The sequence below is a fragment of the Corynebacterium diphtheriae genome, assembly GCF_001457455.1.
GTDB lineage: Bacteria > Actinomycetota > Actinomycetes > Mycobacteriales > Mycobacteriaceae > Corynebacterium > Corynebacterium diphtheriae.
In genome coordinates this window covers 1,425,525-1,446,599 of sequence record NZ_LN831026.1, presented here as the reverse complement: position 1 = coordinate 1,446,599, position 21,075 = coordinate 1,425,525, and the positions used below count along the sequence as shown (strand labels likewise).

Sequence of the window (21,075 nt, the reverse complement as noted above, 5' to 3'; positions counted from 1 at the left end):
GTAGGTTTAGTTAGTTACCAATATGAAATATAAAGACACATGAGTGTAGCAATAAAAGTTGACTCTGGGTGGAAAGCGGAGTGGGCTAGGAAAGGAGAGTGACAGGTGTGTGATTGACGTCGATTTGATGAGGGTATGGCATGTGAGTGCCTGCAAAACTAGCAGCGGCTGCCCCGTAAGCGACAGCCTGAGCTAGGCATTTTTCCGGCGGTAGCCCATCTTCCGACGCAAGAATAAAACCGGCTAAGGAGGCGTCCCCAGCTCCCACTGTAGAAAGAACAGTAATGGGTGGGGGCGTAGCTTTCCACGCATGATCTTTAGTAACTAATACGGCGCCAGCAGCGCCTAGAGTTACGAGCAAATTTTCAACACCTTGGAGGATTGCTTTACGGGCTGCGCTGACAACGGGGTCGAAGTTTCCTTGCGCTGCTTCTTTTTCCAAAACGTAGCCATCAAGCCCAACAAGTTGACCAAGTTCCATACCATTGGGTTTTATTAGCGACAGTGCACAGTTGCCGAATGATTCCCCAACTTTTTGCAGTGGTACGTCGGAAGTGTCAATAGCAATTCGCAGCGAGGGATGGCGAGCGTTGAGTAATTTTGTCAGATGTACATACCAGTCAGTAGGAACTCCTGGAGGCAAGGAACCTGCGAGAACTGCCCAAGAACAACGTGCCGTGCGTTCTAGGAGGTTTTTCTCCAAGGCTTGCAATTCGTCCTCGTGAATTTGCGGGCCTTGAATATTGAGCTTTGTGGTTGTGCCGTCAGGCTCAGTCACTGTCGTGTTTATTCGCACTTCACCGCGGATTGTCACTCTTTGCGCTGGAATTTGGGACTTACGGATCAGCTTATTAAATAGATCTTCTGGGTGGGCGGGGTAAAGCGCTACGGTGTCGGCCTGTGCCTTTGCTAAAGCAACGGCAACATTTATCCCCTTTCCTCCTGCAACTGTTTGTACGCCTGACAAGCGTTGTACTGCGCCTCGAGTAAGTACGGAATCCAACTGGAGGGTCTTATCGATGCTGGGATTTGGGGTAAACGTCAGAATCACGGGATCACCACTTGTAAATTGGGTTCGCCGAGCTGGCGGGAAAGCTGAGGAGGAGAGTTGCGATCAGTAACAACAAAGTCAACATCGGCAAGCTGCGCAAAACTGACCTCAGAACTGTGTCCGATTTTTCCGGAATCACAGAGAATGACAGATGTTTGTGCGTGGGCGATCATCTCGTGCTTCACCTTGGCTTCACGCTCATCTGAAGTTGTAAAACCTTTGTGTGGGTCAATCCCGTTAGTTCCTAAAAAGGCGATATCTGCCCTCATAGAGTGCAACGTTTCTATGGCGTGGGGGCCAACAATTGCCTGGGTGCGTGCCTTTACAAAACCGCCGACCATGATGACATCAGGGACGCCGGCACTACTCAACGTTCTTGCGACGTTCGGCGAAGTAGTAACGACGAGCCAATTTTGTCCTAAGTATGTACGGGCTAAAACGTTGGCAAAAGTTTCGGTAGTTGAACCGGCATCTATAAAGATTGATGCTTCAGGGCTAGGAATAAGTGATAGAGCAGTTAACGCGATGCTTTGCTTGCGTCGCTGTGATTGATGAATTGGCAGATCATCGTCATCGTCTACAGCGAGCACATCGACGTTAAGTTTGGGGCTACCGGAAACAGCTCCTCCATGAACGCGTCGAAGGAGCCCCTGTTGCTCGAGACTTTTCAGGTCGCGTCTGATGGTTTCAGGTGTAACATCGAATTGCTGAGCTAGCTGCGTTACACTTGATCTTCCGGTTTCATTGGTGAGCGAAACGATGGTTGCTTGGCGCAGATTTACTTCTTCTACGGTAGCCACCTTCACTCCTTCATTGAACCAAGAATTCTTTTTACCCCCAATAGAATTTTGAGGGCATATTGCAGTTATGTAACGGCAAAAAATCCTTCGTTTTATGATGTAGCGCCTTGAATGCGCCATGTAAACAAAATATTTGAACTTACACCAAATTTATGCCCACTTCTTTCTGCATGTCAACATTTGCTTGTTGGATTGGTTGCGGAAATGTTGATTTTGTGGTGATGTAGAAGTGGTATTGACTACTCCCGTGAGGATAGGTGGCGAACGTTGAATAACGTGATGACAGACACAATTATTAAGGGTACTGGCGTAGTTTCCGGTGTCCGTTATGCCAAAGCCGTGTGGATTAGCCCGCGGCCAAAGCTGCCCCAGGCAGGAGAGGTTGTTGACGAAGCTGATCGTGCTCAACAGCTAGATAACTTCGTTGCAGCGGCAGATGCTGTGGCACAACGCCTTCTTGATCGTTCCGAACATGCCGAGGGTGCAGCGTCGGAGGTACTAAAAGCTACTGCAGGAATGGTCAAAGACCGCGGCTGGCAGAAGGCCGTCAAGAAAGGCATTCAAGGCGGACACCCAGCTGAGTATGCAGTTGTTGCTGCGACCACCAAGTTTGTTTCAATGTTTGAGGCAGCTGGCGGTGTAATGGCGGAGCGTACAACAGACCTTCGAGATATTCGCGATCGTGTGATTGCTGAGCTACGAGGAGATCTTGAACCTGGACTTCCAGATGTTCATGAGCACGTTGTGCTTTTCGCTGATGACCTTTCCCCCGCAGATACCGCAGCCTTGAATACCGACTATTTTGTCGGTCTTGTAACTGAGTTGGGTGGTCCAACCAGCCACACCGCGATTATTGCACGCCAGCTCAACGTTCCGTGCATTGTCGCAACTGGTGAGAAAATTCACAAGATTGAAGTAGGTACAGACGTGCTTATCGACGGTGCATTGGGCACCGTGACTCTCGACGCAGATCCTGAAACCGCTCGTGCAGCTGAACTGGAATCGCGCATGCTAGCTGAGCGCATCGCGCAGTGGAAAGGACCAGCCGAAACTAAGGACGGTCATCGAGTGCAGCTACTTGCGAACGTACAAGATGGAAAAGCTGCACGGATCGCTGCAACGGAGAGTCAGGCTGAAGGTATTGGGTTATTCCGTACTGAAATGTGCTTCTTGACCGCTACAGAAGAACCAAGCGTTGATGAACAAGCGGCTGTCTACAAAAAAGTTTTGGAACAATTCCCAGATTCCAAGGTTGTTGTTCGTTCGCTAGATGCAGGTTCTGACAAACCAGTTGCCTTTGCGTCTATGGCTGACGAGATGAATCCTGCTCTGGGTGTTCGCGGCCTTCGTGTAGCCCGTGCTAATGAGTCATTGTTGACTCGCCAGTTGGACGCTATCGCACAGGCCGCTCATGAGCTTGGTCGAGATGAGAATTCCCCAACTTGGGTTATGGCACCTATGGTGGCCACAACACGAGAGGCACGCTGGTTCGCAGGGCTTTGCGCAGAACGAGGATTAACCGCTGGTGCAATGATTGAGGTCCCTGCAGCGTCGCTAATGGCAGATAAGCTCATGCCATATCTGGATTTCGTCTCTATTGGTACTAATGATCTCACTCAGTACACCATGGCAGCAGACAGAATGTCTCCTCAGCTTGCGTATCTGACAGATCCATGGCAGCCCGCAGTGTTGCGTTTGATTAAGCATACTTGTGAAGAAGGCAAGCGTTTTAACACCGCTGTGGGTGTATGTGGCGAGGCTGCAGCAGACCCATTGTTAGCATGTGTTCTCACTGGTTTAGGCGTCAATTCGCTGTCAGCGGCATCCACGGCGATCGCGGGTGTAGGTGCACAATTGGCATCTGTTGATTTTGAAACATGTGTCCGTGCTGCAGAAGCAGCTGTCAATGCAGAAGGTGCAATTGATGCACGAGCGGCTGTGCGTAAGGTATTGCAGCCTTAAGCTCGAGCAACGTTAATGAAGTGGGGCGGGAAGAACAAAAGATCTTCCCGCCCCACTTCATTAATTATGATGAGAAAACTTGAAAGATTGAAGTTAGGCGATAATGACTTCCACATCACGGTCGCGCAGTGCTTTCACAAAGCTCTCAGGGGCATTAGCGTCAGTGATGATGACATCAATATCAGAAATAGATCCGAAACTTACCAAGTAATCAGTGCCCATTTTGGTCGAATCGCACAAAACAACAACTTTATGTGCATTAGTAATCATTGCAGACTTAATAGCAGCCTCTTGTGAATCTGCAGTCGATAGTCCGTGATCGATTGTCAATGCGTTTGTACCGATGAAGGCAACATCGGCTCGCATGAGCGCCAAAGTACGAAGAGCAGTATCGCCAACGACGGCTTGGGTAATGGCCCTGACACTGCCACCGAGGAGTTGGATTTCGTCAAGGCCGGAATTCGCCAAGGTAAGTGCGATTGACAAACTATTGGTAACGATGGACCAGTGTTTTGCAAATGGTTGGGCTGCTAGGAGTTCGGCTAATGCAGCGGTGGTCGTTCCAGCGTCAAGAAACAGACCTCCCTGAGCTTCAGGAAGATAACTAAGGGCTGCGTGCGCGATGGAATTTTTAGCACCAGACGCAGAGCGTGATCGCGTATCCAAGCTAAATTCGGCAGTTTGAAATGTTTGGTTCGCGACAGCCCCACCGTGTACTCGGTGGACCACTCCTTCTCTATCTAGGACTGCTAAATCCCTACGGATAGTCTCTGCTGTCACGTCGAAGCGTGCTGCTAGCTCTGTTACGTTGACGCGGCCTTCAACTGCAGTCAAAGAGGCAATTTGCCTGCGGCGCTCCTCGGAATACATTGGTTTGACCTTTCGTGGATCAATAGATCGGGCAAAGCCGAGATTGAGGACTTTTGGTTTTGTATTTATCCTCCTTCTATCTTTTCATGCAAAAACCAAAAACGTGCGATCTAGAGTAAAGAAAATTCCCACAATCGGACACGAAACAAACGAATTAGAGGTAAAAACTAACGTAAACAGCGTTTGATTCAAGAAAAATAAAAAAGTGTGATCTTATACGGAAAACCGAATTCTAGGCCTCTTCGGGGGTGCGTAATGTGTAAACCCCCTTATATCTCAGATCAATATACAGGGGGTTAGGGTTCCTCACCGGAGGATGGATTAGAGCTTTCGGAGGATAGAAACCACTTTGCCCATAATTTCTGCGTGTTCAGCCGGAATGGGATCAAATGCGTCGTTGTGGGGTAAAAGCCACACGCCAGACGAATCTGAGTGGAATTCTTTTACCGTTGCTTCACCTTCAATAAGCGCGGCGACAAATTCCCCTTGTTCTGCAACGGGCTGGGAACGGACGACAACCCAGTCGTGATGTAGGATCCCCGCATCACGCATAGATTCACCCTCTACTTGGAGCATAAAAAGATCACCGTCTCCGACGATTTCGGAAGGGAAGGGGAAGTAACCGTCTACGTTCTCTTCGGCGAGAATTGGATTGCCCGCTGCAATGGACCCAACTATTGGTACAAAGCTGGTGGGCGAAGTTTCCGCAGGATCGGGACTGACAGCAACCGAAGACTTTTTAGGCCCTGGTTTACGGCCAGGCTTTGAAGGGATCGGATCGGGAAGCGCACGAACATCAACTGCGCGTGGCTTATTAGGGTCTCTGCGAAGGTAGCCCTTCTTTTCCAGCTCTTTAAGTTGATACGCGACGGATGACGTGGATTGCAAGCCTGCAGCATCACCAATTTCTCTAATGCTCGGGGGGTAGCCACGGAGCGAAACTGCGTCGGTGATGACTTCTAAAATTCGACGTTGTCGTTCGGAAAGTTTTCCTATTTGGTTCTTCTTGTTAGAAGATGAATCCTTCACTGGCATAAGAATTATTTCCTCAAAGTAATCGTGATTTGTTGTGATTTGTTTGCGAATAACGTATCGGCAGTGTTCGAAAGGACTGCCATAATGATCAGGGGGATGATCGGGCAACGTAGAGGTGATAATCGCCTGCCACGTTTCATTGGGCTACTGAAAATATTACCGCATTTCGAAAAAATCCTACACATTTGTTCGAAATATTCTTAAGATGTTGACAAGTTTGTTCGAACGAGTATTATCGAGCATGTAGTAAAATCGAACAGGTTGTCGATAAGATGTTTCTGATGTAGCGGGTTGTTTGTAGCGTAGGCGATTGTTCAAATTGAAAGATGTGAGGGAAGTATGTCTATTTCTTATGTTTTACCAGCGTCGAAATCACATGATGGACGTCGTGTTGAGGTTGGTCCTGCCTCGGAAATGTGGGATATTTCAGCGTTTACTCCAACTGTAAGTGAACAAAGTGTTCGAACTTTAAGTCATGCAGGTCCTTATGGGGAAGGGCAAGAAAGCAAACCTCATTTGAATGAGGAAGTATCGCAGAGCTTTGGGCATAAGGTTCGTAATGCCCTAATCGGTGCATTGTTAGGTCTAATTGTTGCTACTTCTTTTATTGCGGTAGATGGGATGATGCATCCTGAGGAGATGGTTAGTGTGGGCTCAGGCGCGGTAGCAAAGTAATGAAAGATTGCGCTGTAGTAGATTTCCGCGCTATTTCGGGGCACGCTATAAGATGTGAGAGTCTGTTTTAGTAACGAGGAATAAGCGGGGTTGTGTCGTGTACTGTCCTTTTTGTCATAATGATCAGTCTCGTGTGATCGACTCTCGTGTGATTGATTCAGGTTCGGCAATTAGAAGACGTCGCGAATGTACACAGTGTAAGAACCGGTTTACTACAGTTGAAAAAGCACAACTCTTAGTGGTCAAACGCAATGGGCTTACCGAGCCTTTTAGTAGGGAAAAGGTTATCGTAGGTGTCCGTCGTGCATGCCAAGGCCGAGATGTAAGTGATGATGCATTGAAACGGCTTGCGCAACAAGTAGAAGAGCGAGTTCGTTTGCATGGCAGCTCACAGATTCACGCTAACGAGATAGGTCTTGCCATTTTGGAGCCACTGCGGGAACTAGATGAAGTAGCTTATCTGCGGTTTGCATCAGTATATAAATCGTTTGAAAGCGCTGATGATTTCGAATCTGAGATTCGGTTGATGCGACGGCGGGATAGGTCGAATTAGCCTCAAGAAAATAAGCAGTGGTTCCTACTCTCTGCTCTATAAGCAGTAGGAACCACTGCTTATTAAAGAGCTTCAATGAGCTTATGGATCTTTCGTTCCGATACTTTTTCTGCAGTACCTAGTCTCTGGGCAAAAAGACTAACCCGTAACTCTTGAATTTTCCACGCAATATCGTTGATTTTCGATTTTGGAATTCCACCACGATTGGCCTTCGCATAGAGGGCATTTTCGAGTCTATTAATAACCAGTTGTAGCTCCGCATCCTTATAAGAATCTCGGCTCATTGAATCCAGCCGAATGGTTATAGCTTCACAAAGCCGCGGTAATCGCGCGAGATGACGAATTCCATGATGTGATACTGCAAATGGGGGGAGCAGGAAATCTAATTGCCTACTAATATCATCAATGGCGTCACCTTCCCAGTGCGCAACTTCGTCTCTAGTTTTGAGATAACAATTGATAGAAGGGGCTAATTGCACGACCGCTTGACGCGTCAGCCCCGGCACTTTGGGGGTAATTTCCTTTTTAAGAACATCAAATTCTTCTGGTGAACGTACTGGTCCGCCGCGTTCGATGAGTAGGTCCCGGATCACCGCAGCTTTGACATCTTGTACTAATCCATTGCTGCTGCCGTGGGGATAGTTCTCAACTGCAACACGTTGTTGAAGAGGCAACCCATTAAGCATTTTTTGGGTGTTAATATTTGATGCCTTCATCAGCATCGCTAACGTTGCCGTCAGCATGGACGCGTCAGCTTCGGCGCGGGTAGGTTTGGCCTCGACTGAGAATCCTTGTTCTCCTATTACTAAGGCGGGATAAGTCTTTATGAGTTGGCCGTCTACTTTTGTGGAAACTTCTTCAGGAATCTTTCCTAGAGTTGAGGATGTCCAAGTTGTGACGGCGCTTTGGTGGACTGCTTTTCCGATTTTGAGAGCAGACGCACGAATTTTATTTTTTTGACGTGTTTTAAGACGCGCAAGGTTCTTATCTTTGTCGATTACCTTTCCATGTTTGTCTATTGCTGCGAATGTAATCCGTAAATGATCTGGAAGCGCTGATAAATCAAAGTCCTCTGCTTCGATCCCCGTAATTCCGGCGTCTTTGAGCGCATTCGTTATAGCCTGAGTAAGCGGTCCTTTTCGGAACGAAATCCGTGGCTGAATCAGATTCGCATAGTTCGGAGCAGGAACAATTTTTTTTCGTAGATGTTTTGGAAGTGTTTTTAAAGAAGCAGTCAGCAGCTCTTGGATAAAACCGGGAACAAGCCATTCGAAACCACTTTCCTCAAGTGACGCAAGATATGGAACTGGAACGTTGACTGTAACTCCGTCGTCAGGATGGCCAGGTTCAAAACGATAACGGAGTTCTAGCTCTACACCGTTGTCGTACCAACTATCTGGATACCGTTCTGCATTAACTTCTTCAGCGCTATCAGAAATAAGTTTGTCAGGATCAAAATCGAGTAAATCAGGTGTCTGTGTGCGGGTTTTCTTCCACCAATGATCAAACGCTCGGGTGGAAACGACAGATTGTGGGAGCCGATCATTGTAAAACTCGTACAGGGTATCTTCGGTTACTACGATATCGCGTCGCCTTGCTTTTTCCTCCAAGGTATTTGCAGCTTCTAGTTTCTGCATATTGTTTTTGAAAAAGCTGTGATGGGTAGTCCATTGCCCATTAATTAAAGCTTCACGGATGAAGATCTCGCGTGCGCCAATGGCATCGATGGTAGCTAGATTGATCAGTCGGTCGACAACGATCGGCACTCCATAGAGCGTTGAACGCTGGTAAACCATCGCTGCACCACGTTTGAGAGACCAATGTGGCTCCGAATATTGGTGTTTGAGCAAGTTTTGTGCCAGAGGCTCGACCCAACGTGGATCTATTGCGGCGACGTCGCGTGCCCACAGTCTTGACGTTTCGACAAGCTCTCCAGCCATAACGAATTGTGGAGGTTTCTTCGCAAGACTTGAACCAGGGAAGACCATAAAACGCGTATTGCGGGCGCCTACAAATTCTCGGGAATCGCCTTCTTTGATGCCGATATGGGACAAAAGCCCCGCTAAGAGAGCTTGGTGAATGCAATCGTTGTCGGTTGCGTCCGACCGTTCAAACGATTTCCAGCCGACTTGTTCACCTATGGATTTTAGTTGGCGAACGAGATCAAACCATTCACGAATCCGCATATAGTGAAGGAACTCTTGTTGCATCACCTTTTTAAATGCGTTTCCTGACAATTCATCGCGACGCTGATTGATGTACGCCCATAATTTGAGATAGCTGGAAAAGTCGCTTTGAGGATCTTTGAATCGAGCGTGGAGTTGATCTGCTTGCGCCTGATAGTCAAGAGGCCGCTCGCGCACGTCTTGAATCGACAGCGCAGCTACTACCACCATGACATGGGCGAGGCAGCCTAGACGTTCTGCTTCGATGAGCATTCTGCCTAGTCGTGGATCGAGCGGAATTCTGGCAAGTGTCGTGCCGATTGTTGTTAACCGTGGAAGATCAGTCCGCGTATCCGTTGTGGTTAATGCACCAAGTTCGTGCAACAACAGTATTCCGTCACGGATCGACTTGGTATCGGGCGCTTGGATGAAGGGGAAATCGTCGATATGGCCTAGGCGTAGTGAGGCCATCTGCAGAATCACGTTGGCCAAATTCGTTCTCAGAATTTCTGGATCGGTGAATTCAGGGCGTGAGAGAAAGTCCTCTTCGGAGTACAACCGAATCGCAATGCCATCGGCGACACGTCCACAGCGGCCGGAACGTTGACGAGCGCTGGCTTGGGAAATCGGTTCGATGGGTAATCGTTGTACTTTTGTACGACTGGAATACCGAGATATGCGTGCTGTACCTAGATCGACAACAAAGTGAATACCGGGGACAGTCAGTGATGTTTCAGCAATATTTGTTGCAAGAACAATTCGGCGGCCAGTATGTGATGTAAACACTTTATGTTGTTCTTGGTTAGACAGTCGACCAAATAGCGGTGTGACTTCAACATTACGCCATCGTTGCTCTTTTATAGCTTCCATGGCGTCACGAATATCTGATTCGCCGGCAAAGAAACAGAGGATGTCACCGTCACCGTAGCTCATAAGCTCCTTAATGGCGCTGATTAGGCCGTCGATGGGGTCGACGTCGATAAGCGACGTACCATCTTCAAGCTCGAGGGGGCGATAAAGTACCTCCACTGGGTAGGTTCGCCCAGACACTTCAATAATGGGGGCTGGTGTACCATTTTCGTCCGAAAAATGGTGCGCGAATCGTTCAGGATCAATGGTTGCCGATGTGATGATGACTTTTAGATCTGGACGCTTAGGAAGTAGCTGTTTGAGATATCCAAGGATGAAATCGATATTCAGGCTTCGCTCGTGTGCCTCGTCAATGATGATTGTGTCGTAAGCATTGAGGTAACGATCACGTTGCATTTCTGCCAGTAAAATACCGTCTGTCATGAGCTTGATAGACGTACTGGGGGAGACACGATCGTCGAAGCGAATCGCGTAACCAACAGATTCACCGATTGGCTGATCTAATTCGTCTGCAATACGTTCGGCAACCGTTCGTGCGGCTAATCGACGTGGCTGCGTGTGCCCAATTAAGCCAGTAATTCCACGTCCCAAATCAAGACATATTTTAGGAATCTGAGTAGTTTTACCGGAACCTGTTTCGCCAGCGATGATGACAACTTGGTTTTCTTGGATAGCGGCAGCGATTTCGTCCCGTTGTGAACTAACTGGGAGATTGTCCGGATAGGAGATAACTGGGATACTGCTGCGTCGTTTTTCAATTGAGTTAAGCGCTGTTGCGAGGTCCTGTGCAATAGCTTCTAAAGCCCTCGTGCTGTGCGCTTTAGTGATACGGCGCTCAAAAGACCGGTGGAGGGCAAGTCCCAAACCTGATAATTGGGACATGCATGATGCTTTTAACTCTTTAACTTCTGGTGAATCTTGAGTCGTTGGTTTTACGCGTCGGTTAGAGTGCTTTAGATTCCGTTTGCCCATAATGAACACACAGTTTAGTGCTCGATGGGGAGTAACAGTAATGCAACAATTGGGGCTAGTTACTGGAGTACGAAAAACTGTTCCAGTAAGGTCGGGCCTGTATTGAATAATTTCAGAGCCTCACGCTAGGAGTGACATGACCACCCCTCGGAATCCTTTTGACCCTCAAGATAATGAGTACGAACCTTACCCTTCTACTTCCCATCCAGAAGATCGTGGTTTTAACGTCCCAGCTGATGGATACCCCACCAGTTCGCCGCTAGGTAGTTATTCCGGTTCCTATGCAGGTTATGGCAGCGGTGCAAGTTCTGCTGGGGAGCAGAAGTTCCATAAAGATCTTAAAGATCCGTTTGTGGAGCACGCCGGTAAGGCAGACATCTTCGCAGCGATAGAATACGGATTCCGAATTGTCTTCAAGAAGCCGCTATGGATACTAGGTGCTTTCCTGATACTTGCGGTTGTTGGAGTTGGGACAGCAACAGCAACGTATCTGTCTTTCGGGGCGAGTGGGGGATTCGAGGATCCCAGCGCAGTACCTGACCCCTCCATAAGAGGTACAGATTTTTTGGTTAATTTTGGATCCATATTGATCGCAGCTTTTGGTATTCGCCTTGTGCTATTGCAGCTTGATGGTCTTCCTATCACCCTTGGTGAAGTCTTCACCAAAGCTCGTTGGCTTAAGACAACAGCGACGGAATTTTTAATATTCATATTGCTACTTATTCCAATGGGAATTAGCATCGCGGTCCTTTTTGTCACTGCTTTCAACCTGCAAACAGGGGGCAGTTGGGTGCCATTTGTATTGGTACTCGTGTTGATTCTTGTCGTTGCCACATTCATTTCACCATTTTTTACCTATGCTCCGTATTTCGTATGCGATGGGCGCGCCTCGGTGATAGAAGGAATACGTCTTGGTTTTGTACAGGTTTCTAAAAACTATTGGCAAGCAGTGGGCTTTAGCGTGTTCAACTTCTTGATTTCTACATTCGGGTTGCTCATCACTCTTGGACTAGGCGCGATTATTATCGTTCCCGCCATGATGAATGCTCAGGCTCATATGTATCGGCAAATTGCTCAAGGAACGGTTCCGTTGAAAGCATAGGAAATAAGAGAATGGTGGTGAGGATCGTGAAATCCTCTCCACCATTTTTATTATGCTAATTCTGCGCGATAACGTCTTGAAACGCTTGGCCAACTATAGAACCTAGCTTTTGAAACTCCTCAGTCCTTGAGGATGATGTTCGGTACACCATTCCCACTTGACGCGAAGCACTAACTCCAGGAGCGAAAGTAGCCGTGGCCAAGCCTGGGCGCGAGCATTCTATGGACACTGAGCTTTCCGGCACTAAGGTAGCGCCCATTCCAGCACTGACCAATTGCATAACAGTAGTCAAGCTGGCCGCGCGGGTCTCTGCCGCCTTGCTGTGTGTGGGATTTACGTCAACGTGTCGGCATAGATCTACGATCTGGTCGCGAAGACAGTGGCCGTCGTCGAGAAGCAAAAGATCAAGCTCTTTGAGGTGAGAAAGAGTTAAGTCATTGCGATGCGCCAATGGGTGATCTTCTGTTGTCACCATGCAGAAATCTTCGACATAAAGTGGCATTTCTGTAAAACCGATTTGTTCAGTCGGAAGCGCCAATATTGCACAATCGATATGTCCGTCGCGAAGAAGCGCTATGAGGTGCTTTGTCTGCTCTTCTACGATTCGAAGCTCCAAGTCGGGAAACTCGTCGCGTACAGCATCGAGTAGATTCGGGAGGATATATGGGGCAATGGTCGGAATGATACCAAGACTCATGGGGCCAGAAAGCGTGCCGGAAGCACCATGTGCATGGGCAAGGAAAGCATCAGCCGCATCAAGCGTGGCCTTTGCATACGGTAAGAGCATTTCCCCAGCGGGAGTGACGATGACTCGCCGTGTGGAGCGTTCAATGAGCTGAACACCAAGGCCGTTTTCAAGAGCTGCTAACGCTTGCGAAAGCGATGGTTGAGAAATCGAAAGCTTGGCAGCTGCGGTCCCAAAATGCTTGTTTTCCGCAATGGTGGCGAACGTGCGCAGCTGTGCAAGGGTTGGCCGATATTCTTTATTGCTCATACTTATTATAGACACTTTTAAAAGAAAGTCATATTGACAGGTGTTCGCTGTATAGGTATAAACAATGGCAGGAGCCAAAACCTTAGTCCCATATTCCGATAAGAGTTATAACTGAGGTAGCGGTCCAATGAAAGAGCTTGTTTTCTCCTCGGTATATTTACTGCGGTGGAGGAAACAGCAGGCAAACTCTTATAACCGTTCGATCCTATTTGGAGGAAATTGTGTCTATCTTGACTGTTGGCGAAAAGTTCCCAGAGTTTAACTTGACGGCGCTCAAGGGCGGTGACCTGCACGACGTTAACGCATCTCAGCCAGAGGACTACTTCGAAACTGTTTCTTTGGACAAGTACGAAGGTAAGTGGAAGGTTGTCTTCTTCTACCCAAAGGATTTCACCTTCGTGTGCCCAACTGAGATTGCAGCTTTCGGCAAGCTCGACGAAGAGTTCCAGGACCGCGACACTCAGATCTTGGGCGGCTCCATTGACAACGAGTTCTCACACTTTAACTGGCGTGCTACCCACCCAGAGCTCAAGACCGTTCCATTCCCATTGTTCTCCGACATCAAGCATGATCTGATCAAGGCTCTTGGTGTTGAAAACGAAGAAGGCGTTGCAGATCGTGCAACTTTCATTATCGATCCTGACGGCATCATTCAGTTCGTATCTGTTACTCCAGATGCGGTTGGCCGTAACGTAGATGAGGTTCTTCGTGTTCTCGACGCACTTCAGTCTGAAGAGGTCTGTGCCTGCAACTGGCAGAAGAACGACCCAACCAAGAACATTGATAAGTTCGCTGAGCTTGAGAAGGGCCTCAACTAAAAATGTCGTTGGATAACCTCAAATCTGGGCTTCCAGAATATGCAAAAGATCTGAAACTCAACCTTGGTAGCTTGGCACGTTCTACGGAACTTACTGAGCAGCAATTGTGGGGTACATTCCTTGCAGTAGCGGCTGCTACCCGTAACGAGGCTGTCTTTTCTGAAATTTCAGAAGAAGCATCTGAGCATTTGAGCGAAGAAGCTATTAACGCAGCCCTTGGTGCAGCGTCGATTATGGCCATGAACAATGTGGCTTATCGTGCAAAGGGATGGCTCGGCGATGACTACGCTCAGGTAAAAATGGGCCTTCGCATGAACATCATCGCAAAGCCAGGTGTGGATAAAGTTGATTTCGAGCTGTGGTCACTAGCAGTTTCTACGGTTAATGGCTGTGAACACTGCACCATTGCTCACGAAAAGACTGTCCGTTCCGAAGGGCTAACTAAAGAACAGATCTTTGAAGCGGTCAAGATTGCCGCGACACTACAAGGTGTTGCCCAAGCAATCGAGATTGAAGCTTCGCGATAACCAGCCCTAATAAAGGCGACGTGTGCTCAGTTGCTACTAATGTAGCAACTGAGCACACGTCGCCTTTTGTCTTTCAGCTGTCGATGGAGAATTTCGCGAAACGGACCTCATCGGCTGCATCGGAAGCATCGAGATCTACAGTTGCGGCAAATGAGAACGCGCGGTCATCATTTGGATCTTTGATGATTTGGCGTACAGACCAAATGCGGCCGTCTTTCTTTAGCAAGAAATACTCACGTCCACGTGCATCAGGGCCAACATCTAGATCCGAATATTCGTCAAAGTATTCGTCTAGTGCTTCTGAAAAATCTGGCTGTTCGTCAAGATATTCTGTCAGTGCTTCAAGTTTTTCTTCTTCTTCGGCTGCAAACAGCTGCACCATTCTAAACATTAGATTTCTCACCATTACGGCAAAAGCACGCGAATTTGCCGTAATCGCATTAGGATCCTCAACACCAAAAGCTCGTTGTTGGTCAACTGTATCTTGAGAAATCGGAGCATCAGGATCAGCCATATTTGCCCATTCATCGATCAATGAGGAATCTACCTGTCGGACAAGCTCCCCAAGCCATTCGATAATTTCCTCGAGCTCATCAGAAACATATTCTGTGGGCACGGAATGAGACAAGGTTTTCCATACGTCTGTCAAATAGTGGAGCACTACGCCTTCGGATCGTGATAGTCCGTACGTTGCGATGAGATCGCTAAAGGTCATTCCATGTTCGATCATATCGCGCACTATGGACTTCGGACTCAGCGTGAATTCCTTGGCCCAAGGATGGCCACCACAGTACGTATCAAATGCTGGTTCGAGGATTTCTTCTAATGGTTTCGGCCAGGATATTTCCTCAACTATGTTCATTCGCTCGGTATATTCCACGCCTTCGGCTTTAAGAGCTGCTATCTCTTCACCACGAGCCTGTTTTTGCTGAGCGATGAGAACGACTCGAGGATCTTCCAAAATCGATTCAAAGACACTAATCACGTCGAGGGCATAGGAAGTCGACTCTTTATCCAAAATTTCAAGTGCGGCGAGTGCAAAAGGCGCAAGTGGCTGGTTAAGAGCAAAATCACGACGGAGATCTTCCGTGATTACGTATCTGCGGCCAGTCGAGTCGGGGGAGTCTAGCTTTTCGACGATTCCCGCTGCCACTAGTCCACGGAAAAGCTCGAGAGCTGTAAGAATGTCTTTGTTCTGCTTATCGCGAGTGTCATGATTCGTTCGTAGCAAATGCTTGAGGTGGACATAGGCGTCGCCGGAACGAGCAATTACATTGAGCAACATTGAGTTGGAAATGCGGAATTGACTTTGAAGATTTTCTGGTTCTGCTTCAGACAAGCGCTCGTAGGTTTTTGCGCCCCAAGTGACTTCGCCATCTCGGGCTGATTTTTTCCGCAATTTCTTTAGTTTTTTAGGATCGCTTCCAGCCCGCTGCCGAAGTCGCCAGTTTTCAATTTCATGTTCTGGCGCTTCAATGACGACATTTCCTACGGTATCGTAACCAGCGCGGCCAGCTCGTCCTGCAATTTGGTGAAATTCTCGGGAAGCTAATATTCGTTGTTTGCTACCGTCAAACTTTGCTAATCCCGTGAATAAAACCGTACGAATAGGGACATTGATACCTACTCCGAGGGTGTCTGTACCACAAATGATTTTGAGTAGTCCGGTTTGCGATAATTTTTCTACTAATCGGCGATACTTGGGAAGCATTCCAGCATGATGGACTCCAATTCCTTTGCGTAGGAGCTTCGATAAAGTGTGTCCAAAAGTAGTGGTGAATTTAAAATTCCCGATTTCGGTAGCAATCTTTTCCTTGGTTTCGGAATCGATGACTGTCATACTCGTGAGCGATTGCGCGCGCTCAATCGCTTCTCGTTGAGTGAAATGTACAACGTAGATTGGTGCATTGTTGGTATCCAACAAATCTTGAATGGTTTCGTGCACAGGGGTATATACATATGAGAACTGCAACGGTACTGGACGTGTTGCTCCAGCGACTAGGTTTGTGGTTCTGCCCGTTCTGTCACTCAAGTCTTTTTGTATAAAGGTAGTATCGCCCAATGTTGCGGACATAAGGAGGAATTGTGTTCGCGGCAGTTCAAGTAACGGAACTTGCCACGCCCAACCACGACCTGGCTCAGAATAATAATGGAACTCATCCATAACTACTTGATCGATATCAGCGTCGGTTCCATCTCTTAACGCGATATTTGCCACGATCTCTGCTGTAGCGCAGATGATAGGGGCGGACCCATTAACAGTCGCATCACCCGTCATCATGCCAACTGACTCGGTGCCAAAAATATCGCAGAGGGCAAAGAATTTCTCGTTAACCAAGGCTTTGATGGGAGCAGTGTAAAAGCTTCGTTGTCCGCGCGCCATGGCAATAAAATGAGCGGCGATGGCAACCATTGACTTTCCAGAGCCAGTAGGGGTGGCCAAAATGACGTTATCGCCAGCTAAGATACCTAATGCTGCCTCTTCTTGAGCGGGATAGAGCGCTAAACCTTTACTTCTAGTCCAACTCAGAAAAGAATCGAAGATGGCTTCGTCGAGAAGCGATTCTGGGACATCGTCGAGATCAGGCAGCATCTGGGTAAGGTTCATAGAATCTAGCCTACTGAACCACGGTCAACAACCTAATCATCGGAGCCATTTTCTTCATCAATATTTGCGAGGAAACGCTCAAATTCTTCGCCTAGCTCGTCTGCATCAGGCAGATCATCTTCAGCAATTTCGAGTGCTTTAGGATTGCGTTCACGATATTTTTCGAGCTCTTCATCGTATTGTTGCTCAAGAATTTTGACTACCGATTCGATTTCTTGAGATCCGGCGACCTGTTCTTCTACCTGCAGTGCCGTCTTTTGAGCGTCCGCTTCTAACGTCTTCAATGGGAAGTCGAGGTTAGTAGAGGTGGTGATTGCCTCTAACAATTTAAGTGTTGCCAGTGGGTATGCGGATGCAGACAGATAGTGAGGTACGTGAGCAGTGTAACCAGCGACATCGATATTATTTTTATTAAGCAATCGCTCGATATGTAGGGATGCAGAACCAGGTATCGTGACTTTAGAATCAATGCTGAAATGATGCTTGATTAAATCCAAAGAATTGCCATGTGCGGAAACAATAAGCGGACGGGTATGCGGCACCGTCATAGGGGCAGCATAAATACAGATCGTGCGCCTTACTCCGAAGCGACGGACGAGATCTGCGACGGCTTGCGAAAACGCATCCCAACGCAAATCTGGTTCCGGGCCAGACAAGAGTAAGAAGGGGGTCCCATTTGAATCTCTAAGTACATCCATACTGAGCTTAAGCTCATTGGCATCAATAACGATGTTGTGGTCGATGGTTACAGAGGGACGCCTTGATCGGTAATCAATGAGCTCGTCATTGTTGAACACTGCAACTGGCCGGTGTTCCAGAGCTGAAAGTAGGTGGTCAGCACTAGCTTCAACTGCCAAACCAGCATCAGCATAGCCTTGCATCGCGATGATGAGAGTAGGGCCGTCAACACCATCAGAAGCTACATCGGGTGCGGGAAACTCTAGCTCATACATTTTTGCTTCTCGCTCATTCATAATTTGCTTCTCCTCACTCAGACCGAAATCGATGCACAAGCTCTTAGACCATAACTCATTGAGAGGTTATACAAAACGCGACTCGGTCTTATACACGGTAACGCGTTATTGCGCTGGATTGTTCCTCATTATTGAGCAATCTGTGGATAACTTGGTGAAAGAACTAGGTTTCCGAGCCTGTAGGGATACTTATCCACAGGTGTTTTGTTTGAGTACAGCAGACTTGTTGTTGTTAGTGCGATTATCCACTTATGACTTCAACACCACATTCGCCTAGTGAAATGTTTGCTAGCATCCCCGGAATTTTTGGTTTTTATCCCGAAGAGTCAATCGTCGTACTCACGCTGATGCATACAGAAGAGTCATGCTACCAGCTGGGGCCAGTCATGCGGCTTGATTTGAAAGATCTTCGTTACCTTTCAGATATTGGCGACACTCTTTCTGCAATCGAGCCAGATCTCGTCTTTGGCCTTATTATCTCTCAACAGAAGCCAGAAGCCATTGAAGATCTAAAAGGATTGATTGAATTTGTTGCCGATTGTGAAATAGTTCCATTTGACGCATGTTGGTATACCTCTGCGATTGAATCTGGCGGAAAATATGATGCTATTTGGCTAAATGAAGCAATGACCGAGGCTGCACTCGAATATCAATCGTGGCGAAAAGGTCGGATTCCACTCATCGCGAATACTGGAATAACAGGTGAAATGATTCACGCTGGGCACCTTCCTGAGCTTTCACGGAAGGACATTGAAAAACATTACGCGCAAGCTGAGGAATCAGAACAGTGGGATGAATATCTTATTGCGGAGCGATACGCGGAGCTTTTCGACGACCCATCGACTTCATTTAGATCTGCACAGGAATGTATTGATGCTTTTTCACAAGCGGTGGAGTTGATGCGGACAGAAAAACTCATCACAGATGCCGCATTGACGGTAGCAGCGTTCCTCAAGAGTAAAATGTCGAGAGACATCGTCATCGAATACTGTGTACTTAACGCAAATACTGTTAAGGAAGCTCTGTGCTACGTATCGCGTCATACTAAGGGATTTGTACGGGCAAATGCATTAGCCTTGTACGCTTTATGCATTGTCGATTCCCCGTGGGGTAACCACATAACTTGTGTTCTGCAAGCAGCGCATAATACCCTGCCTTTTCACCATCTCACGGCTCTTGTAGCAGAAGCTTATTATCGAGGTCTATCTGGATCCATTGTTGATCTTGTTATCAATGGGAGTCAGGAAGCTCAGAAACATTTTGGTGAGTCAACAAATGTAAAATCCGCGGTGTGAATACTTAAGTAATCACACCGCGGACTGCAAAAGATAAACCTACTCGTTGTTATCCACGAGAAGCGCTATGGGCTTTGTCTCCGAGTTGAGACGTAAAAGCCCAAGCATCAGAAACAATCGTGTGCAGATCAGTGCGTTGTGGCTTCCATCCTAGTTCGGATTGCGCCTTAGCCGATGATGCAATGAGCACTGCAGGATCACCAGCCCGTCGAGGAGCTACCTCAGCGGGGATGGGATGACCGGTAACTTCTCTGCAGGTATCAATGACCTGTTTGACCGAATATCCTTCACCGGATCCGAGATTAAAGATCCGGTGGCTGCCTTCGACGTTACTTTGAAGTGCCAAAATATGGGCATCTGCAAGATCACGAATATGAATGTAATCGCGGATAGGGGTTCCATCTTCAGTTGGCCAGTCGTCACCAAACATGAAAATCTTGTCACGGTGTCCCAGTGCTACTTGTAAAACGAGCGGAATGAGATGGGTTTCTATTTCTCGATTTTCACCCACCAAACCATATGCGCCAGCTACGTTGAAGTACCGCAGACTCGTCGCAGCAAACCCATATGCATGTGCGTATGATGTGATCGCGTAGTCGATAGACAGCTTGGTTGCGCCGTATGGATTCGTTGGGTGGGTAGGAGCGTCTTCAGTAATCGGGACTGTTTCGGGTTCGCCGTATGTAGCAGCTGTAGAAGAAAAGACAATGTTTCGCACGTTATTACGTTTCATGGCATCAAGAAGTGCGAGTGTGGTCACCATGTTGTGCTGCCAATATTCATCTGGCTTTTCAACTGATTCGCCTACAAGCGAACGAGCCGCGAAGTGAAGAACCGCATCAAAAGAATCAGATGATAAAACGTTTTCCGCAACGTCTTTGATATCACCCTCGACAAAAGTGGCTCCTAGCGGAACAGCATCGCGATTGCCGGTTGTAAGATTATCGACAATTGTTACTTCGTGCCCCTGTTCGAGCAGAACAGTGGAACAGACACTTCCTACGTATCCGGCGCCACCGGTAACGAGGAGTTTCATCTAATTTCGCCGCCTTTAGTATTTAGAGTTCTTCGATACGAATAGTGTGAGCCAGATCATCGAGGAGTTCGACATCTTTTCCATTGTGGCTCAACGTGATGTGGCCGTCTCTATCTACAATTTCGACTTCTGATCCAACACGGATGTCAGCATCGAGGAGCTGTGTAAACTGATCCGTTTCAACTTGAAAGATTTCGTTAATCTGAACAATGCGTACTTTGCGGGGCATGCTGGTGGCAGCGTCAATAACGCGAGTTCCGGGGGCTGCCGCGTCAGAATTGCCTACGCCGAGTTCGTCGAGACCTGGAATTGGGTTTCCGAAGGGGGACCGACTGACATCTTTCAATACTTTCACGAGCCTGCGTTCAACTTCGTCACTCATAACGTGTTCCCAGCGGCAGGCTTCATCGTGAACTTTATTGATATCTAGACCAATGATATCGGTAAGAAGGCGCTCAGCTAAGCGATGTTTACGCATAACTGCAGTCGCTAAAGTGCGGCCTGTCGGTGTCATTTGTAGACTGCGGTCTGAGGCGACAACGACAAGTCCATCGCGCTCCATACGGGCAACGGTTTGGCTAACTGTAGGTCCAGATTGTTCCAGACGCTCAGCGATCCTAGCGCGAAGAGGGGTGACTCCCTCTTCTTCCAGCTCATAGATAGTACGCAAGTACATCTCTGTGGTATCGACTAAGTCCTTCATTGTAAGCCTCTTTCCTTATAGTGCCATGGAGACTGTTGTGTGCTGGTGATCAATTCCTATCAATC

General features: G+C 47.8%; 17 protein-coding genes. 7 read left to right on the top strand and 10 right to left on the bottom strand.

The window, feature by feature from the left end:
- Positions 1 to 85 precede the first annotated feature (85 nt).
- Positions 86 to 1,051: a 1-phosphofructokinase gene (pfkB, locus tag AT687_RS07005; protein ID WP_014319136.1), complete on the bottom strand. Its 966-nt coding sequence runs from the start codon at positions 1,049 to 1,051 to the stop codon at positions 86 to 88.
- Positions 1,048 to 1,851: a DeoR/GlpR family DNA-binding transcription regulator gene (locus AT687_RS07000; RefSeq protein WP_014310510.1), complete on the bottom strand. Its 804-nt coding sequence runs from the start codon at positions 1,849 to 1,851 to the stop codon at positions 1,048 to 1,050. The genes pfkB and AT687_RS07000 overlap by 4 nt, the downstream gene beginning before the upstream one ends.
- A gap of 279 nt (positions 1,852 to 2,130) precedes the next feature.
- Between AT687_RS07000 and ptsP the strand changes: the two genes are divergently transcribed.
- Positions 2,131 to 3,813 carry a phosphoenolpyruvate--protein phosphotransferase gene (ptsP, locus tag AT687_RS06995; protein ID WP_088245662.1) on the top strand — a complete coding sequence of 561 codons (1,683 nt, stop codon included), beginning with the start codon at positions 2,131 to 2,133 and terminating at the stop codon, positions 3,811 to 3,813.
- Positions 3,814 to 3,906: 93 nt separating this feature from the next.
- On the opposite strand, the gene AT687_RS06990 is transcribed toward ptsP, so the two are convergent.
- Together AT687_RS06990 and lexA are read right to left on the bottom strand one after the other, a co-directional pair.
- A complete protein-coding gene (locus AT687_RS06990) occupies positions 3,907 to 4,683 on the bottom strand; it encodes a DeoR/GlpR family DNA-binding transcription regulator (RefSeq protein ID WP_003851826.1) in 777 nt (258 codons plus the stop codon).
- Between the two features lie 321 nt (positions 4,684 to 5,004).
- Positions 5,005 to 5,718 (bottom strand): transcriptional repressor LexA, encoded by a 714-nt coding sequence (lexA, locus tag AT687_RS06985; protein ID WP_003851825.1) that lies wholly within the window; start codon positions 5,716 to 5,718, stop codon positions 5,005 to 5,007.
- A gap of 339 nt (positions 5,719 to 6,057) precedes the next feature.
- Between lexA and AT687_RS06980 the strand changes: the two genes are divergently transcribed.
- Both AT687_RS06980 and nrdR read left to right on the top strand, forming a co-directional pair.
- Complete coding sequence (locus tag AT687_RS06980; RefSeq protein ID WP_014310509.1) at positions 6,058 to 6,393, top strand: hypothetical protein; 336 nt, start codon at positions 6,058 to 6,060, stop codon at positions 6,391 to 6,393.
- Positions 6,394 to 6,490: 97 nt separating this feature from the next.
- Positions 6,491 to 6,946 carry a transcriptional regulator NrdR gene (nrdR, locus tag AT687_RS06975; protein ID WP_003851822.1) on the top strand — a complete coding sequence of 152 codons (456 nt, stop codon included), beginning with the start codon at positions 6,491 to 6,493 and terminating at the stop codon, positions 6,944 to 6,946.
- A gap of 62 nt (positions 6,947 to 7,008) precedes the next feature.
- Here the strand turns inward: nrdR and hrpA are convergent, their stop codons facing one another.
- Complete coding sequence (hrpA, locus tag AT687_RS06970; RefSeq protein ID WP_014319135.1) at positions 7,009 to 10,953, bottom strand: ATP-dependent RNA helicase HrpA; 3,945 nt, start codon at positions 10,951 to 10,953, stop codon at positions 7,009 to 7,011.
- A 136-nt stretch (positions 10,954 to 11,089) separates the two neighbouring features.
- Here hrpA and AT687_RS06965 point away from each other — a divergent pair, with 136 nt between their 5' ends.
- On the top strand, positions 11,090 to 12,055 hold the full coding sequence (locus AT687_RS06965; protein ID WP_010935058.1) for a hypothetical protein: 966 nt from the start codon (positions 11,090 to 11,092) through the stop codon (positions 12,053 to 12,055).
- A 55-nt stretch (positions 12,056 to 12,110) separates the two neighbouring features.
- Here the strand turns inward: AT687_RS06965 and AT687_RS06960 are convergent, their stop codons facing one another.
- Positions 12,111 to 13,049: a hydrogen peroxide-inducible genes activator gene (locus AT687_RS06960; RefSeq protein ID WP_014319134.1), complete on the bottom strand. Its 939-nt coding sequence runs from the start codon at positions 13,047 to 13,049 to the stop codon at positions 12,111 to 12,113.
- Positions 13,050 to 13,270: 221 nt separating this feature from the next.
- Here AT687_RS06960 and AT687_RS06955 point away from each other — a divergent pair, with 221 nt between their 5' ends.
- Both AT687_RS06955 and ahpD read left to right on the top strand, forming a co-directional pair.
- A complete protein-coding gene (locus tag AT687_RS06955) occupies positions 13,271 to 13,867 on the top strand; it encodes a peroxiredoxin (protein ID WP_003851816.1) in 597 nt (198 codons plus the stop codon).
- Positions 13,868 to 13,869: 2 nt separating this feature from the next.
- Positions 13,870 to 14,394, top strand: a complete 525-nt coding sequence (ahpD, locus tag AT687_RS06950) for an alkylhydroperoxidase, AhpD family (RefSeq protein ID WP_003851814.1) — start codon at positions 13,870 to 13,872, stop codon at positions 14,392 to 14,394.
- A 73-nt stretch (positions 14,395 to 14,467) separates the two neighbouring features.
- On the opposite strand, the gene AT687_RS06945 is transcribed toward ahpD, so the two are convergent.
- Both AT687_RS06945 and AT687_RS06940 read right to left on the bottom strand, forming a co-directional pair.
- The gene (locus tag AT687_RS06945; protein ID WP_014319133.1) at positions 14,468 to 17,002 is read right to left on the bottom strand and encodes a DEAD/DEAH box helicase; all 2,535 of its coding nucleotides are present in this window, start codon (positions 17,000 to 17,002) and stop codon (positions 14,468 to 14,470) included.
- A gap of 32 nt (positions 17,003 to 17,034) precedes the next feature.
- Positions 17,035 to 17,976, bottom strand: a complete 942-nt coding sequence (locus AT687_RS06940; protein WP_014303511.1) for a PAC2 family protein — start codon at positions 17,974 to 17,976, stop codon at positions 17,035 to 17,037.
- Between the two features lie 251 nt (positions 17,977 to 18,227).
- Here AT687_RS06940 and AT687_RS06935 point away from each other — a divergent pair, with 251 nt between their 5' ends.
- Positions 18,228 to 19,271, top strand: a complete 1,044-nt coding sequence (locus AT687_RS06935; protein WP_014303510.1) for a DUF4192 domain-containing protein — start codon at positions 18,228 to 18,230, stop codon at positions 19,269 to 19,271.
- A 49-nt stretch (positions 19,272 to 19,320) separates the two neighbouring features.
- Here the strand turns inward: AT687_RS06935 and galE are convergent, their stop codons facing one another.
- Together galE and AT687_RS06925 are read right to left on the bottom strand one after the other, a co-directional pair.
- Entirely contained in the window at positions 19,321 to 20,307 is a 987-nt protein-coding gene (gene galE, locus AT687_RS06930; protein WP_014316798.1) for a UDP-glucose 4-epimerase GalE, read from the bottom strand.
- A 22-nt stretch (positions 20,308 to 20,329) separates the two neighbouring features.
- Entirely contained in the window at positions 20,330 to 21,010 is a 681-nt protein-coding gene (locus tag AT687_RS06925; protein WP_003851803.1) for a metal-dependent transcriptional regulator, read from the bottom strand.
- Between the last annotated feature and the right edge of the window lie 65 nt (positions 21,011 to 21,075).